This is a genomic window from Streptomyces nogalater (assembly GCF_039532885.1).
GTDB lineage: Bacteria > Actinomycetota > Actinomycetes > Streptomycetales > Streptomycetaceae > Streptomyces > Streptomyces nogalater.
This window is the reverse complement of the sequence record NZ_BAAASM010000067.1, coordinates 58,014-73,475: the sequence shown is the minus strand read 5'-3', so window position 1 is coordinate 73,475 and position 15,462 is coordinate 58,014. Positions and strand designations below refer to the sequence as shown.

At 72.6% G+C, this 15,462-nt stretch carries 14 protein-coding genes; 10 read left to right on the top strand and 4 right to left on the bottom strand.

The features are described 5' to 3' along the window. Nucleotides 1-171: 171 nt before the first annotated feature. Nucleotides 172-2,055: a BACON domain-containing protein gene (locus tag ABD350_RS33680; RefSeq protein WP_344352826.1), complete on the bottom strand. Its 1,884-nt coding sequence runs from the start codon at nucleotides 2,053-2,055 to the stop codon at nucleotides 172-174. A gap of 184 nt (nucleotides 2,056-2,239) precedes the next feature. Between ABD350_RS33680 and radA the strand changes: the two genes are divergently transcribed. After that, on the top strand, nucleotides 2,240-3,649 hold the full coding sequence (radA, locus tag ABD350_RS33675; protein ID WP_344352824.1) for a DNA repair protein RadA: 1,410 nt from the start codon (nucleotides 2,240-2,242) through the stop codon (nucleotides 3,647-3,649). An 80-nt stretch (nucleotides 3,650-3,729) separates the two neighbouring features. Next, on the top strand, nucleotides 3,730-4,854 hold the full coding sequence (gene disA, locus ABD350_RS33670; RefSeq protein ID WP_030781598.1) for a DNA integrity scanning diadenylate cyclase DisA: 1,125 nt from the start codon (nucleotides 3,730-3,732) through the stop codon (nucleotides 4,852-4,854). A 136-nt stretch (nucleotides 4,855-4,990) separates the two neighbouring features. Here disA and ABD350_RS33665 read toward each other — a convergent pair whose 3' ends face one another. Beyond that, on the bottom strand, nucleotides 4,991-5,830 hold the full coding sequence (locus tag ABD350_RS33665; RefSeq protein ID WP_344352821.1) for a hypothetical protein: 840 nt from the start codon (nucleotides 5,828-5,830) through the stop codon (nucleotides 4,991-4,993). Nucleotides 5,831-6,009: 179 nt separating this feature from the next. Here ABD350_RS33665 and ABD350_RS33660 point away from each other — a divergent pair, with 179 nt between their 5' ends. The 6 genes from ABD350_RS33660 (at nucleotide 6,010) to ABD350_RS33635 (ending at nucleotide 11,313) form a co-directional block, all read left to right on the top strand. Continuing rightward, nucleotides 6,010-6,885, top strand: coding sequence for an A/G-specific adenine glycosylase (locus ABD350_RS33660; RefSeq protein ID WP_189755589.1), 876 nt, complete (start codon nucleotides 6,010-6,012; stop codon nucleotides 6,883-6,885). 274 nt (nucleotides 6,886-7,159) lie between these two features. Beyond that, nucleotides 7,160-7,699, top strand: coding sequence for a SigE family RNA polymerase sigma factor (locus ABD350_RS33655; protein WP_344352819.1), 540 nt, complete (start codon nucleotides 7,160-7,162; stop codon nucleotides 7,697-7,699). Between the two features lie 41 nt (nucleotides 7,700-7,740). Next, entirely contained in the window at nucleotides 7,741-8,340 is a 600-nt protein-coding gene (locus tag ABD350_RS33650; protein WP_344352817.1) for a hypothetical protein, read from the top strand. A gap of 38 nt (nucleotides 8,341-8,378) precedes the next feature. Beyond that, nucleotides 8,379-9,077, top strand: a complete 699-nt coding sequence (gene cseB, locus ABD350_RS33645) for a two-component system response regulator CseB (protein WP_344352816.1) — start codon at nucleotides 8,379-8,381, stop codon at nucleotides 9,075-9,077. Between the two features lie 10 nt (nucleotides 9,078-9,087). Beyond that, nucleotides 9,088-10,428, top strand: a complete 1,341-nt coding sequence (gene cseC, locus ABD350_RS33640; RefSeq protein ID WP_344352814.1) for a two-component system sensor histidine kinase CseC — start codon at nucleotides 9,088-9,090, stop codon at nucleotides 10,426-10,428. Between the two features lie 96 nt (nucleotides 10,429-10,524). Further along, nucleotides 10,525-11,313, top strand: a complete 789-nt coding sequence (locus ABD350_RS33635; protein ID WP_344352813.1) for an SDR family oxidoreductase — start codon at nucleotides 10,525-10,527, stop codon at nucleotides 11,311-11,313. Between the two features lie 145 nt (nucleotides 11,314-11,458). Here ABD350_RS33635 and ABD350_RS33630 read toward each other — a convergent pair whose 3' ends face one another. Further along, complete coding sequence (locus ABD350_RS33630) at nucleotides 11,459-13,027, bottom strand: MDR family MFS transporter (protein WP_344352812.1); 1,569 nt, start codon at nucleotides 13,025-13,027, stop codon at nucleotides 11,459-11,461. A gap of 125 nt (nucleotides 13,028-13,152) precedes the next feature. On the opposite strand from ABD350_RS33630, the gene ABD350_RS33625 reads away from it, so the two are divergent. Further along, nucleotides 13,153-13,752, top strand: a complete 600-nt coding sequence (locus ABD350_RS33625; protein ID WP_344352811.1) for a TetR/AcrR family transcriptional regulator — start codon at nucleotides 13,153-13,155, stop codon at nucleotides 13,750-13,752. Nucleotide 13,753: 1 nt separating this feature from the next. On the opposite strand, the gene ABD350_RS33620 is transcribed toward ABD350_RS33625, so the two are convergent. Then, a complete protein-coding gene (locus ABD350_RS33620; RefSeq protein ID WP_344352809.1) occupies nucleotides 13,754-14,305 on the bottom strand; it encodes a M23 family metallopeptidase in 552 nt (183 codons plus the stop codon). 475 nt (nucleotides 14,306-14,780) lie between these two features. Between ABD350_RS33620 and ABD350_RS33615 the strand changes: the two genes are divergently transcribed. After that, a complete protein-coding gene (locus tag ABD350_RS33615; RefSeq protein WP_344352808.1) occupies nucleotides 14,781-15,446 on the top strand; it encodes an HAD family acid phosphatase in 666 nt (221 codons plus the stop codon). The last annotated feature ends 16 nt before the right edge of the window (nucleotides 15,447-15,462 follow it).

The window sequence follows — 15,462 nt, the reverse complement described above, 5'->3', positions numbered from 1 at the left end:
TCCCACCCGGCCCCGCCGTCCGGTCGGTGACGACGCCCCCCGACCCGCAACCGTCGCCCGGCCGATGGACGCCCCGGCCCCGCGCCCATCCCCCCTGCTCGGCCGATGGGCAGCCTTCCCGCTCGCGCCTGCCTTCCGGTTGGTGGGGGCCGGCTTGCTGTTTTCTCTCCGCTAGCTTCCCGAAGGGGTCGGGGGCTGGGGCTCGGGTGGGGGTGGTGGTGGGGGTTCCGGGGTGGTCGGGGGCGGGCTCGACGGGGGCGGTGTCGGGGCCGGGGGCGGGGCGGAGGGGGCCGGCGGGGTGGTGGCGGGCGTGGAGGGGGCCGGAGAAGGCGATGTGGACGGCGGGCGGGGGACCGGGCGGGACGGTGCCGTGCCGTACCCGTCGATGGAGACCACCGCGCCCGCCGGGGCCACCGCCACGCGCGCGTGCCAGGGGCCGGACGGTTCGCGGAGATGATCGACGTACACCTTGACCGTCAGCGACCGGCCTGGGGCGAGGGTCCCCGAGGACTGGCTGAAGTACAGCCACGCGGCCGACGTGGAGACCGACCACCGGATCTCGGACGCCCCCGGGGACGCCGTGAGGGTGATCAGCGTGGTGTCACCGTCGTTCGCCGCGCCGACCGTCAGCCGTGCCGCGTCCCCGCGCCCCGGTCCGCCGACGCTCACCACCTCCACCGCGACATCCGCCTTGCCGTCACTGCGGATCCGCGGACCCGCCTTCCCCCGGGCGTTCCCCGCGTTCTCGTAGCCCCCGGCCGCGCCGTCGCCGAGCGTATCGGGGCCCTGTGCCTCGCGCGCGGTCGCGGACGGGCCGTCGTCCTCCCCGGCCGGCCCGCCCCGGTACGCGGCCCACAGCGCCAGAACGGGCGCGGCGACGACCGTGGCGACGACCGTCGTCGTGACGGCACGCGCCCGCAACCGGTCGCGGCGGGCCGCCCGGTCCTTGGGGCCCATCGGGAAGCCACGCCGGTCGAACCGGGGTACGGCCGCGCCACGCGCGCGCGGCTGGTGCGCCAGGGCCAGGTGGAGGGCCGCGCGCGGGGCCTGAAGGACGGGCAGTTCGGCGGGGGTGACCATGGCGCCGGGCCAACGGCCGGGGGCGGCGCGCTCGGCGGTACGGCGGCAGCGCGGACAGTCGTCCACGTGCCGGACCAGTTCGTGGCGCAGGGCCGTGCCCAGGCCCATCCGGCCGTCGCCGGTGAGGTGGGCCACGCCGGGACAGCCGCCCGCCTCCACGACGGCGAGGGCCGCGCGCGTGCGCTCGACCTCGCAGGCGGCGGAGGCGAGCAGTTCGCGTGCGGCGGCGGGCTGCATGCCGAGGACGGCGGCGACCTCCTGGGCGGAGAGGTGGTGGCGGACGGCGAGTTCCAGGGCCTCGCGCTGCTCGGGGGTGGTGCCGGCCGCCTCCGGCCAGGCCAGCAGGGCGAGCTCCCGGCGCCGCCGCTCCTCGGTCTCCGGCGGGACACCCCCCTCCGGACCGCCTCTCCCGCTTCCTCTCCCGCCCCCTTTTCCGGCACCGCCCCTGCCGGCCCCGACCCCATCTCCAACCCCGATCCCGGCCCCGGCGGCGCCTACGCCTGGCTGCGCCCCCGCGCCGGTCTCTCTGCCCGCGCCCCTCTCCGCTCCGGCACGTCCCGCCGCGTGCGCGCGCTGGCGCTTCCGCTTCGGCTCGGCGAGTTTGCGCAGGCAGGCCCAGCGGGACAGGGCGTACAGCCAGGCTCTGAGATCGTCGGCGGAGTCGGGGAGGCGGTGGCCGCGCCTCTCGGCCACCGCCAGCGCGTCGGCGAGGGCGGCGGTGGCCACGTCGTGGTCGCACAGCACCGACAGACAGTAGGTGAACAGGCTGTCCAGATACGGCTCGTAGCGAGCCGGCGTGCGCTGGGCGATGGCGCGCGCGGCGGCGCGGTCGCGCGCTTCACGGGCCTCACGGGCCTCGGCGGCCTCGCGCGCTTTTCGAGCCTCACGCGCCTCTCGTCGTACGTCACACGCCTCGCTGTGCGCCTGGCGCGCCCCCGTCGTGCGGGTGGTGGTCTCCGGGCTGCTGCTCATCACCCGTGCGACCGTAGGCGTCGGTGGAGTGCTCGTTCCGGAACCTTGAGCAGTTTTAATCCATACGGGTGAAACGATCCCTCATAAGGGGACAGGAACGCTTTGTTCCACGGCCGGATCCGGTATGTGCCGGCCGGGAAGGGATCGCTCCCGCCGCGTTGTCAGTGCCGCGGGCTACGGTTTCCGCATGGCTGCCCGTACCAAGACCACCAAGGACCGCCCGTCGTACCGCTGCACGGAGTGCGGCTGGCAGACGGCCAAGTGGCTCGGCCGCTGCCCCGAATGCCAGGCGTGGGGCACGGTCGAGGAGTACGGCGCGCCCGCGGTCCGTACGACGGCGCCGGGCCGGGTGAGCACCTCGGCGCTGCCCATCGGCCAGGTCGACGGCCGGCAGGCCACCGCCCGTACCACCGGCGTGCCCGAGCTGGACCGGGTGCTCGGCGGGGGTCTCGTGCCGGGCGCGGTCGTCCTGCTCGCGGGCGAGCCGGGCGTCGGCAAGTCCACCCTGCTGCTGGACGTGGCCGCCAAGTCGGCGAGCGCCGAGCACCGCACCCTCTATGTCACCGGCGAGGAGTCGGCGAGCCAGGTGCGGCTGCGCGCCGACCGCATCGGCGCCCTGGACGACCATCTGTACCTGGCCGCGGAGACCGACCTGGCCGCCGTCCTCGGCCATCTGGACGAGGTCAAGCCGTCCCTGCTGATCCTCGACTCGGTGCAGACGGTCGCCTCGCCCGAGATCGACGGCGCGCCCGGCGGCATGGCGCAGGTCCGGGAGGTGGCCGGCGCCCTGATCCGCGCCTCCAAGGAACGCGGCATGTCCACGCTGCTGGTGGGCCACGTCACCAAGGACGGCGCCATCGCCGGCCCCCGTCTGCTGGAACACCTGGTGGACGTCGTCCTGCACTTCGAGGGCGACCGGCACGCGCGCCTGCGCCTGGTGCGGGGCGTGAAGAACCGGTACGGGGCGACGGACGAGGTCGGCTGCTTCGAACTGCACGACGAGGGCATCACGGGCCTCGCCGACCCCAGCGGCCTGTTCCTGACCCGCCGCGCCGAGCCGGTGCCGGGCACCTGCCTGACCGTCACCCTGGAGGGCCGCCGCCCGCTGGTGGCCGAGGTGCAGGCGCTGACCGTGGACTCGCAGATCCCCTCCCCCCGGCGTACGACGTCCGGTCTGGAGACCTCGCGGGTGTCGATGATGCTCGCCGTGCTGGAGCAGCGCGGCCGGATCAGCGCGCTCGGCAAGCGGGACATCTACTCCGCGACGGTCGGCGGGGTGAAGCTGTCGGAGCCCGCCGCGGACCTCGCCATCGCGCTCGCCCTGGCCTCCGCCGCCAGCGACACCCCGCTGCCGAAGAACCTGGTGGCGATCGGCGAGGTGGGGCTGGCCGGCGAGGTCAGACGGGTCACGGGGGTGCAGCGCAGGCTGGCCGAGGCGCACCGGCTGGGCTTCACACACGCCCTCGTGCCGTCCGATCCGGGGAAGGTGCCGTCCGGCATGAAGGTGCTGGAGGTCGCCGACATGGGGGACGCGCTGCGGGTTCTGCCGCGCTCCCGTCGCCGAGAGGCCCCACGGGAGGCGGAGGGGCGCCGGTAGACTTTGCCCTGGTCTCGCCCGTCCGTACGAACCGAGTGCGGGTGCGGGAGCGCGTCAGAACCTGCGACCGGAGGAGTGCAGTGGCAGCCAACGACCGGGCAGCGGCTCCCGGCAAGTCCGGTGGGAGTGCCGGTTCCGATGGTCTGATGCGCGCCTCGCTGAGCGCCGTGGCGCCGGGCACGCCCCTGCGGGACGGCCTGGAACGGGTTCTGCGCGGCAACACCGGCGGGCTCATCGTCCTCGGCTCGGACAAGACGGTCGAGGCGATGTGCACGGGCGGGTTCGTGCTGGACGTCGAGTTCACGGCCACCCGGCTGCGGGAGCTCTGCAAGCTGGACGGCGGCATCGTGCTGTCGTCGGACCTGTCGAAGATCCTGCGCGCGGGCGTCCAGCTGGTGCCGGACCCGACGATCCCCACGGAGGAGACGGGCACGCGGCACCGCACGGCGGACCGGGTGAGCAAGCAGGTCGGCTTCCCGGTGGTCTCGGTCTCCCAGTCGATGCGGCTGATCGCCCTGTACGTGGACGGTCAGCGGCGCGTCCTGGAGGACTCGGCGGCGATCCTCTCCCGTGCGAACCAGGCGCTGGCGACCCTGGAGCGGTACAAGCTGCGGCTGGACGAGGTCGCGGGCACGCTGTCGGCGCTGGAGATCGAGGACCTGGTGACGGTCCGGGACGTCTCGGCGGTCGCGCAGCGGCTGGAGATGGTCCGCCGGATCGCCACCGAGATCGCCGAGTACGTGGTCGAGCTGGGCACCGACGGCCGGCTTCTCGCGCTCCAGCTGGAGGAGCTGATCGCCGGCGTCGAGCCGGACCGCGAGCTGGTCGTCCGCGACTACGTACCGGAGCCGACGGCGAAGCGGTCCCGCACGGTCGAGGAGGCGCTGGCGGAGCTGGACGCGCTGACCCACGCGGAGCTGCTGGAACTGGGCACGGTGGCGCGTGCGCTGGGCTACACCGCGTCGCCCGAGTCGCTGGACTCGGCGGTCTCGCCGCGCGGCTTCCGGCTGCTGGCGAAGGTGCCGCGGCTGCCGGGCGCCATCATCGACCGGCTGGTGGAGCACTTCGGGGGCCTGCAGAAGCTGCTGGCCGCGAGCGTGGACGACCTCCAGACCGTGGACGGCGTGGGCGAGGCGCGGGCCCGCAGCGTCCGGGAGGGGCTGTCGCGGCTGGCCGAGTCGTCGATCCTGGAGCGGTACGTCTGAGGTTTCGGCCGGGCGCCTGAGAGCTCGGGTCTGCCGGTCGCTCGGCGGCTGCGGGTGCGTCGTGATTGCTCGCGCCCACGCGGCGGAGCCGCATATCGTCACAGCACCGCGCCCCCTCGGGGCGCGGGCCCGTGACCTAGTCCGCCGACAGGACGAACGACGCCTGGAGCTTGCCGTAGCCGGGGGTCTTGGCCTCCAGCAGGTAGGTGCCCGGCTTGGCCGGGCCGCCGGACGGCGTTCCGCAGTGGGCGGCGCTCGGCTCGCGGTCCCACTTCACGGTGTAGGTGATGCTCTGCCCCGCCGGCACCCGGAAGGCCAGACTGCCCGGGCCCTTGGGGCAGTCGTCGGAGGACCAGAACGCGTCGTCGCCGTCCGCCGGGGTGATCGTCAACACCGCGCGGCGCGGGCCGAGATCGACCTTGCAGTCCGCCGACGAGCCGTTCTTCGCGGTGAGTTCGAAGGTCGGCGTCTGGTCCGGCGAGTAGGAGTTGCGCACGCTGCGCAGGCTCAACTCCACCGTGCCGGACGTGCAGTCGGGCAGTGTGGAGGATCCGGGGAGCGCGTCGCCCGCGGCGACGGCGGCACCGGAACCCGCACCCGCCCCGGAGGAACCGGCCGAGCCGGAGGACCCACCGGCGCCGGACGAACCGCCGGAACCCCCGGCCGCCCCCGTCGCACCGCCGTCGCCGGAACCCCCGGAGTCCGCGCCGCCACCGGTGTCGCCGCCGCCCGACTCGTCGCGTCCGCCCGGGTGTTGGCTGATCGCGGAGCCGGACGGACTCGGTCCGGGCGTGATGGTGTGCGTGGGGTTCTTGCCGTCGGACCCGGCGGTGTTCTTCTTGCCGCCCCCGCCACCGGTGGTGACGATCAGCGTGATCACGAGCGCCAACAGGGCGACCACGGACAGCAGTACGACCCTCCGACGCCAGTAGATGGAGGAGGGAAGCGGCCCGACCGGATTGCGCAGAGATCCCACGCGCAAACTGTACGAGAGATCACCGCGCTTGCTCGCGTCACCCGCCGTGGCGGAGAGAACTTTTCCGGATCATCATTCCGGTAACTGCGTTGGTCGGCACGGTTCTTCCTATTCCGCCACGCTCGGTGACCGCGCCCTCACGCACGACGCCCGGCCGCCCGTGGCAGGATCGAAGGGACATGACTGAGAAGCTCCACGCCCCCGTGATCGCCTGGTTCGACGCCCATGCCCGTGACCTCCCCTGGCGCCGCCCGGAGGCGGGCCCGTGGGGCGTGATGGTCAGCGAGTTCATGCTCCAGCAGACCCCGGTGAACCGGGTCCTGCCCGTCTACGAGGAATGGCTGGCCCGCTGGCCGCGCCCCGCCGACCTGGCGAAGGAGGCGCCGGGCGAGGCGGTGCGCGCCTGGGGCCGGCTCGGCTACCCGCGCCGCGCCCTGCGGCTGCACGGCGCCGCGGTCGCCATAACGGAGCGGCACGGCGGGGACGTGCCGACGGACCACGCGCAGCTGCTGGCGCTGCCCGGGATCGGCGAGTACACGGCGGCGGCCGTCGCCTCGTTCGCGTACGGGCAGCGGCACGCGGTGCTGGACACCAATGTGCGCCGGGTGATCGCGCGGGCGGTGACCGGGGTGCAGTACCCGCCGAACGCGACCACGGCCGCCGAGCGGCGCCTGGCGCGGGAGCTGCTGCCCGAGGACGAGCGGACCGCCGCGCGCTGGGCCGCCGCCTCCATGGAGCTGGGCGCGCTGGTGTGCACGGCGAAGAACGAGGGGTGCGGGCGGTGCCCGATCGCCGGGCAGTGCGCCTGGCGGCTGGCGGGCAAGCCGGAGCACTCGGGACCGCCGCGGCGCGGGCAGACGTACGCCGGCACCGACCGGCAGGTGCGCGGCAAGCTGCTGGCCGTGCTGCGGGAGGCGCACGCGCCGGTGCCGCAGGCGGTGCTGGACCGGGTGTGGCACGAGCCGGTGCAGCGGGCCCGCGCGCTGGACGGGCTGGTCGCGGACGGTCTGGTGGAGCCGCTGCCCGGCGGCCTGTACCGGCTGCCGCTGGGCTGAGGCACAGCCGGGTCACAGCGCCGCCGCGTCCGTTACGAAGGACCGAATACGGCAAAACCGCCCATAACGGGACTCAACTCCCGTGTGGCTTACCCCGTTACGGCTTCCGTTACACAACCGACGGATAGCCGAGTGCCGGCCGCAGGCTGGTCCGCACAGCCCCGTGACAACCGCTCCGTAGCTTCTTCTCCGTGCCCGGCGGACCACCGGGCGCGGGGACAGCGGGACTTCCGGCACGAGCCGGAGGCGCGACGGGGAACGGAGGCGGTTGATCATGGCGCAGGGCGAGGTGCTCGAATTCGAGGAGTACGTCCGCACCCGGCAGGACGCGCTGCTGCGCAGCGCCCGCCGGCTGGTTCCGGACCCGATCGACGCCCAGGACCTGCTGCAGACCGCGCTGGTGCGGACGTACGGCCGCTGGGAGGGCATAGCCGACAAGCGGCTCGCCGACGCCTATCTGCGCCGGGTCATGATCAACACGCGGACCGAGTGGTGGCGGGCGCGCAAGCTGGAAGAGGTGCCGACCGAGCAGCTGCCGGACGCCTCCGTGGACGACTCCACCGAGCAGCACGCCGACCGGGCCCTGCTGATGGACGTCTTGAAGGTGCTCGCACCGAAGCAGCGCAGTGTCGTGGTGCTGCGACACTGGGAGCAGATGTCCACAGAGGAGACGGCCGCGGCCCTCGGCATGTCGGCCGGTACGGTCAAGAGCACGCTGCACCGGGCGCTCGCCCGGCTCCGGGAGGAGCTGGAGGCCCGCGATCTGGACGCACGCGCGCTGGAGCGTGAGGAGCGGGAGCGTTGCGCGGCCTGACCGGGGCCGGACCCGAACGGGTCCGAGGGAGTTCACAGGCGGTGATCGCGGTGGGGACCGCGCTCGCCGCCCTCGCCCTTTTCCTCGCCGCCTGCGGCAGCGGGGGCACCGGCGCCCGGGACGAGGGCCCGGCGCACGCCTCGGCCGGGGCGGTGGCCGGTGCCTCCCCCTCCGCGAGCGCCTTCGGCAAGTTCCGGCGGGTGGACGCCGTGGCGCTGCTCAAACGCGACCCCCAGGTGTCCCCGGCGGTCAAACGGGAGCTGAAGCCGTGTGACGGCGACGACTACCAGGTGGACGTCTCGTACGGCGATCTCACCGACGCCCCGGTGGACGACGTCGTCATCAACGTGATGACCTGCGCGGACTGGGTCGGCATCGGCTCGTACGTGTACCGGGACGACGACGGCGTGTTCAAGAACGTCTTCAAGAGCGAGGAGTCCCCGGTCTATGCGGAGATCGACCGCGGCACCCTGTCGGTGACCAGGCAGTATTACGAGCAGGACGACCCGATCTCCAGCCCCTCCGGGGATGTCGTGACCCCCTACACCTGGAAGGCGGGCCGGTTCGTCCCGGGCAAACCCACCCGCAACGAGTACGGCAAGTCCGCCGACGGGTCCCCGCGGCCCGTGCCGGCCACCTGATCCCCCACACGCACACCACGAGGACTGAGAGCACCGGGATGGCAGACCAGACCCACGTCCTGTTCGTCGAGGACGACGATGTCATCCGCGAGGCCACCCAGCTCGCCCTGGAGCGGGACGGCTTCGCGGTCACCGCGATGCCCGACGGCCTGTCGGGCCTGGAGGCGTTCCGGGCGAACCGCCCCGACATCGCCCTGCTGGACGTCATGGTGCCCGGCCTGGACGGGGTCAGCCTGTGCCGGCGGATCCGGGACGAGTCGACCGTGCCGGTGATCATGCTGTCGGCGCGCGCCGACTCCATCGACGTCGTCCTCGGTCTGGAGGCGGGCGCCGACGACTACGTGACCAAGCCGTTCGACGGTGCCGTGCTGGTCGCCCGGATCCGCGCGGTGCTGCGCCGCTTCGGGCACGCCGGCGGGGAGCGGGCGCAGGAATCGGGGGCCGCGGTCGCCGGCACGCTGACCTTCGGGGACCTGGTGATCGACACCGACGGCATGGAAGTACGGCGGGCCGGGCGGCCGGTGGCGCTCACCCCGACGGAGATGCGGCTGCTGCTGGAGTTCTCCTCCGCGCCGGGCACCGTGCTCTCCCGCGACAAGCTGCTGGAACGCGTGTGGGACTACGGCTGGGGCGGGGACACCCGGGTCGTGGACGTGCATGTCCAGCGGCTGCGGCAGAAGATCGGCCAGGACCGGATCGAGACGGTCCGCGGCTTCGGCTACAAGCTGAAGGCCTGAGCGGGGCGGTATGCGGGCAATCCTGCGGCACCCGGTCCGGCGCATGGAGCGCGCGGGACTGCGCACGGGGCTCAGATGGAAGCTGAGCGCGGCGATCGCGCTGGTGGCCGGTCTGGTGACGGTCGTGCTCGGCCTGGTCGTGCACAACGCGGCCCGTGTCTCGATGCTGGACAACGCGCGCGAGCTGGCCAACGACCGCCTGATGCTGGCCCAGCGCAACTACGAGCTGAACCGGGGACCGGTCTTCCCCTACGTCAAGGTGGACGACCCCGAGCTGCCGGAGGCGCTGCGCGAGAGCGTCGGGCGGAGCCGGCGGGCCAGTGACGTCTCCCAGCACGGCAAGGATCCGGACATCTGGGCGGCCGTGCCGGTCAAGGGCGGGCATGTGCTGTCCGTGCACATGCACCTGCCCGACCGCAGCACCGACATGCTCAGGGACCTCGACCAGGCCCTGATCATCGGCTCGGTCGCGGTGGTGCTCGGCGGCAGCGCGCTGGGCGTGCTGATCGGCGGCCAGCTCTCCCGCCGGCTGCGGAAGGCCGCGGCGGCGGCGAACCGGGTCGCCAAGGGCGAGACCGACGTACGGGTGCGGGAGGCCATCGGCGGGGTCGTACGGGACGAGACCGACGATCTCGCGCGCGCGGTGGACGCCATGGCGGACGCGCTGCGGCAGCGGCTGGAGGCCGAGCGGCGGGTCACGGCCGACATCGCGCACGAGCTGCGCACCCCGGTGACCGGACTGCTGACGGCGGCCGAGCTGCTGCCGCCCGGCCGGCCCACGGAGCTGGTCCTGGACCGGGCGAAGGCGATGCGCACGCTGGTCGAGGACGTGCTGGAGGTGGCCCGGCTGGACAGCGCCTCGGAGCGGGCGGAGCTCCAGGACATCATGCTGGGCGAGTTCGTGGCGCGCCGGGTCGCGGCCAAGGACCCGGGCGTCGCCGTACAGGTGGTGCACGAGTCGGAGGTCACCACCGATCCGCGGCGACTGGAGCGGGTGCTCTTCAACCTGCTCGCCAACGCCGCCCGGCACGGCCGCCCGCCGATCGAGGTCACCGTGGAGGGCCGGGTCATCCGGGTCCGCGACCACGGTCCCGGCTTCCCCGAGGAGCTGCTGGCCGAGGGGCCGAGCCGGTTCCGCACCGGCAGCGAGGACCGCGCCGGGCAGGGCCACGGCCTGGGGCTGACCATCGCGGCCGGTCAGGCGCGCGTCCTCGGCGCCCGGCTGACCTTCCGCAACGTGCGCCCCGCCGGCCTGCCCGCGGAGGGCGCGGTGGCCGTCCTGTGGCTGCCGGAGCACGCCCCGACCAACACCGGCAGCTATCCGGTGCTGCCCGCGGCCGGGGAGAGGTAGGGGCGGCCACCGGCGGCCGCCGGGTGCGGAATACCGCCGGGAGACGGCGAGTTGATCACGGTCGTCCCTGTCCTCCCCGGGCCGCACGGAGCGCCGATGAGCAGCCGCCCCCCTTCCCCCGACCCCTCTTCCGCCGCGTCCCCCGATCCCGGGTCCGTGCCGGGCGCCGCGGCCCTCCGAGGGCGCACCGTGGTGCTGATCGGCGGCGGGTCGGGCATCGGGCTGCGGGTGGCGCACCAGGTCGTCGCGGCGGGTGCCGAGGTGGTGCTCGGAGGGCGGACGCCGGCCCGGCTGGCCGCCGCCGCGCAGCGGCTGGGACCGGCGGCCTCCTGGCGGACCGTGGACATCACCGACAAGGCGTCCCTGGCCGCGTTCTTCGCGCCGCTGGAGCGGGTGGACCACCTGTTCACCTCCGCCGCCTCCTACCGGGTGGGCCCGATGCTCGCCCTGAGCGACGAGGACGCCGAGAGCCCGTTCGCCTCCAAGTTCTGGGGGCAGTACCACGCCGTCCGGCACGCCGCGCCGAAGCTGGCCGCCGACGGCTCGGTGGTGCTGATGTCCGGCGCGGCCGGTGCCCGCCCGCCGGCGCCCGCGCCCGCGTACGCGGCCTGCAACGCCGCGATCGAGGGGCTGGGGCGCGGTCTGGCGGTCGAGCTGGCGCCGGTCCGGGTCAACGTCGTCTCGCCCGGCACCGTCGACGGGAACCTGTGGGCGGGCCGTCCCGCCCCGGACCGGGAGGCCGCGTTCGCGCAGTACCGCAGGGACACGCTGCTGCACCGGCTCGGCACGGAGGACGAGATCGCGCAGGCCGTGGTGTTCCTCTTCACCAACGGCTTCACGACCGGCTCGACGCTGTACCCCGACGGGGGCTACACCCTGCGCTGACGCCCACGGCGGGCCAGGGCGTCACTCCGCTTTTTCCCGGGCCACTTCGCGCCCGCGGATACCTGGAGGACGCCCCCCACCCCCGGGAAACGGCCGAAGGCCCCGGTGGCGGACACGCACACCGGGGCCTTCGGTACCGGGAGGCTCAGACGGCCTCGGCCATCGGCTGCGGCACCGCGTCGGCGCCCTCGCCGGAGGCCTTCGGGCCGCCCTTGAGCGGCACCTCCTTGACGAACAGGGCCGCGATCAGCACCGGCACGGCGATCACGGCGCCGAGCAGGAACGCGGAGTGCGTGCCCGAGGACACCGCGTGCTGGTAGGCCTCGCGGGCCGCCGCCGGCAGCTTGGCCAGGCTGTCCGCGTCCAGTTGCGCCGACTTGGCGGTGATCTGTGTGCCGACCGTGCCGGCCCGCTCGGCCATGACGTCCTGGACGCGGTGGTTGAACAGCGCGCCCATGATGGCGACGCCGAAGGAGGAGCCGAGCGTACGGAACAGGGTGGCCGAGGACGAGGCCACGCCCATGTCCTTCAGCTGCACGCTGTTCTGCGCGACCAGCATGGTGATCTGCATCAGGCAGCCCATGCCCGCGCCGACCACGGCCATGTAGACGCCGGAGGTGAACCGGGTCGTGCCGGTGTCCATCGTCGACAGCAGGTACAGGCCGACGATCATCAGGACGCCGCCGACGACCGGGAACACCTTGTACCGGCCGCTGTTGGTGGTGATCCGTCCGGCGACCATCGAGGTCAGCAGCATCGCGCCGAGCATCGGCAGGAGCAGCAGTCCCGAGTTGGTCGCGGACGCGCCCTGCACGGCCTGCTGGTACAGGGGCAAAAAGAGCGTGGCGCCGAACATCACGAACCCGGTGATGAAGCCGATGACGGCCATCAGGGTGAAGTTGCGGCTCTTGAAGATGTGCAGCGGCAGGACCGGCTCGGCGGCCTTGGTCTGCCAGAACACGAACCCGATCAGCGCGGCCACGCCGATGCCGGTCAGCTCCATGATCCGCGCGGAGGTCCAGGCGTACTCGGTGCCGCCCCAGGTGGTGACCAGCACGATCGCGGTGATGCCGGCGGTCAGCAGGGCGACGCCCAGGTAGTCGATGCCCGCCTTGGACCGCTTCTTCGGCAGCTGGAGGACGACGGTGACCAGTGCGAGGGCGACGGCGCCCAGCGGCAGGTTGATGTAGAAGGCCCAGCGCCAGCCCCAGTTGTCGGTGATGGTGCCGCCGACCAGCGGACCGCCGATCATGGCCAGCGCCATGACACCGGCCATCATGCCCTGGTACTTGCCCCGCTCCCGGGGCGGCACCAGGTCGCCGATGATCGCCATGACGCCGACCATGAGCCCGCCGGCGCCGAGCCCCTGCACGGCCCGGAACGCGATCAGCTGGCCCATGTCCTGGGCCATGCCGCTCAGTGCCGAGCCGACGAGGAAGATCACGATGGAGCCCAGGAAGGCGCCCTTGCGCCCGTACATGTCGCCGATCTTGCCCCAGACCGGGGTCGAGGCCGCGGTGGCCAGGGTGTAGGAGGTGACGACCCAGGAGAGGTGCTCCAGACCGCCCAGTTCGCCCACGATCGTGGGCATCGCCGTGCCGACGATCATGTTGTCGAGCATCGCGAGCATCATCGCGATCATGAGCGCCAGCAGCACCACTCGCACACTTCTGGGGCGCTTGCCCGCCCCGACGCCTTCGACCGTGTCCACCATCGTCTTCCCGTTCCCCCGGGGCATAACTTACTTGCCGCCCGGCTAGTTCTCACTACACTGGGAAGGTAGAGGGGTTACTAGCCGGGCGTCAAGTAAGTTTCCGCGGGGGCACGAGGAGTACGAGGATGGGCGGCACCATGGACGGCACCAAGCAGCAGCGCCGCGGCAACACCCGCCAGCGCATCCAGGACGTTGCCCTCGGACTCTTCGCGGAGCAGGGCTATGAGAAGACCTCCCTGCGGGAGATCGCCGAGCGCCTCGACGTCACCAAGGCGGCGCTGTACTACCACTTCAAGACGAAGGAAGAGATCATCGTCAGCCTCTTCGAGGACCTGACGAAACCGATCGAAGATCTGATCGAGTGGGGCAGACGGCAGCCGGCCACCCTGGAGACCAAAGAGGAGATCATCCGCCGCTACAGCGAGGCGCTCGCGGGCGCGGAACCGCTCTTCCGCTTCATGCAGGAGAACCAGGCGACGGTGCGCGAACTGCGCATCGGCGACACCTTCAAGGACCGCATGCGCGGGCTGCGGGACATCCTCATCACCCCCGACGCGGAGCTGGTGGACCAAGTCCGCTCGGTCAGCGCGATGTTCACGCTGCACGCCGGGATGTTCGTGATGCAGGACCTCGAAGGCGACTCCGGGAAGAAGCGCGAGGCCGTTCTCGAAGTCGCCTTGGACATGATCCGGCAGGCGCACGAACACGCCCGCCGCAAGGACTAGGTCAGACCGTCACACCGTGGGCGCGCAGGAACGCGACCGGGTTGACGGCGGAGCCGTAGTTCGGGGTGGTACGGATCTCGAAGTGCAGGTGGGGGCCGGTGGAGTTGCCGGTGGAGCCGGACAGCGCGATGTGCTGGCCGGTCGCCACGACCTGGCCGATCCGCACGTCGACGCGGGACAGGTGCGCGTACTGCGAGTAGGTGCCGTTGCCGTGCTTGATGACGATGGCGTTGCCGTACGCCGGGCCGTCACCGGCGCCGTTGGGGCCGGCCTTGACGACGGTGCCGCCGTGCGCGGCGACGACCTCGGTGCCGGTCGGGACGGCGTAGTCCTGGCCACTGTGCTTGGCGGCCCAGTGGCTGCCGGCCTGCATGTAGCCGGCGGAGAGCGTGTAGTGCTTCACCGGGTCGACCCAGGACGTGGCGGACGCGGTGGCGGCGCTCGCGACCCCGGTGCCCAGCACGGCCGTGGCGCCGAAGCCGGCGACCAGGACGGCCACGCGGGTGCGGAGCGAGGACGTACGGGCGGAGCGGGACGTGAAGCGTCGGAACATCGTGACCTCGTGAACTCGGGGACTGGTCGGCCACCCGGTGCGCGGACGTCCACGAGGACATCCACCGAAGCGGCCATTACTTGGTAACCGAGCACCCCCAGGCCCGACAAAGGGCCCATCTACGGCGATGAGTAGTAGGTGCACCACAAAACCGGCCGATTCCCGACACCCGTCCCCTTCGGCGGACACCGCCCCTGACTTCGCGGTTTTGCCCGCTCCCCCTCGGCGACTTCGACAATAAAAGTCCCTTTTATCCCCATATTTACGTTCACCGGGTGGGTTAGTAGGTGACTTACCTCTCGTGCGGCACATCACCGGCCGGATGACCCGGCGGACCCGGAATTGTGACGCGGACCTCTATCCGCCTACCGTCCGGTAACCCTACGGTTCCTCTCGCGCCACCCCCGGCACAGATCATGCCCCTGACATTCAGGACGCGTACGGACGCGCGTCCGGACGTGAGAGGACCCCAGCGATGACCAGACGCCCCTGGGCGCGCCGCAGCTCCGTGACCGCCGTCTCCGTGGCCGCGCTGGCCGCCCTGGCCGTACAGACCGCCCCGGCCGTACAGGCGGCGGACGGCACGACGGCGGCCCCGGCCCGCTCCGCGACCACCGCCCCCGCCACCGTCACCACCGCGGCCGCGAAGGTCGACTACGCCGCCTGGCAGAAGGACTGCCAGGCGGTCATGGACCAGGCCCTGCCGTACCTGAAGCAGCGCATCGCCGCCGCCCGGCCCGGCGAGAAGCAGGCGATCGTCTTCGACATCGACAACACCACGCTGGAGACCGACTTCGGCTTCAGCTACCCCCAGCCCGCCAACCGGCCCGTCCTGGACGCCGCCCGCTACGCCCAGGAGCACGGCGTCTCCCTCTTCTTTGTCACCGCCCGCCCCGGCGTCCTGTACTGGCCCACCCAGTACAACCTCGAACACGACGGCTACAAGGTCTCCGGCCTGCACGTCCGCCGCCTGACCGACCTCTTCAAGGACGTAGCCGCCTACAAGACCGCCCAGCGCGTCGGCATCGAGACCGACGGCTACACGATCATCGCCAACATCGGCAACAACGCCACGGACCTCTCCGGCGGCCACGCCGAGAAGACCTTCAAGCTGCCGGACTACGACGGCCAGTTGTCGTAACGCGCGCCGCGCACGC

Excerpts from the sequence above, each read along its gene's own strand:
- ABD350_RS33620 (WP_344352809.1), bottom strand. The coding sequence starts at position 14,305 with ATGTTCCGACGCTTCACGTCCCGCTCCGCCCGTACGTCCTCGCTCCGC.
- ABD350_RS33655 (WP_344352819.1), top strand. The coding sequence starts at position 7,160 with ATGGCGCAGGGCGAGGTGCTCGAATTCGAGGAGTACGTCCGCACCCGG.
- ABD350_RS33625 (WP_344352811.1), top strand. The coding sequence starts at position 13,153 with ATGGGCGGCACCATGGACGGCACCAAGCAGCAGCGCCGCGGCAACACC.
- ABD350_RS33615 (WP_344352808.1), top strand. The coding sequence starts at position 14,781 with ATGACCAGACGCCCCTGGGCGCGCCGCAGCTCCGTGACCGCCGTCTCC.
- radA (WP_344352824.1), top strand. The coding sequence starts at position 2,240 with ATGGCTGCCCGTACCAAGACCACCAAGGACCGCCCGTCGTACCGCTGC.
- cseB (WP_344352816.1), top strand. The coding sequence starts at position 8,379 with ATGGCAGACCAGACCCACGTCCTGTTCGTCGAGGACGACGATGTCATC.
- cseC (WP_344352814.1), top strand. The coding sequence starts at position 9,088 with ATGCGGGCAATCCTGCGGCACCCGGTCCGGCGCATGGAGCGCGCGGGA.
- ABD350_RS33660 (WP_189755589.1), top strand. The coding sequence starts at position 6,010 with ATGACTGAGAAGCTCCACGCCCCCGTGATCGCCTGGTTCGACGCCCAT.
- ABD350_RS33630 (WP_344352812.1), bottom strand. The coding sequence starts at position 13,027 with ATGGTGGACACGGTCGAAGGCGTCGGGGCGGGCAAGCGCCCCAGAAGT.
- ABD350_RS33635 (WP_344352813.1), top strand. The coding sequence starts at position 10,525 with ATGAGCAGCCGCCCCCCTTCCCCCGACCCCTCTTCCGCCGCGTCCCCC.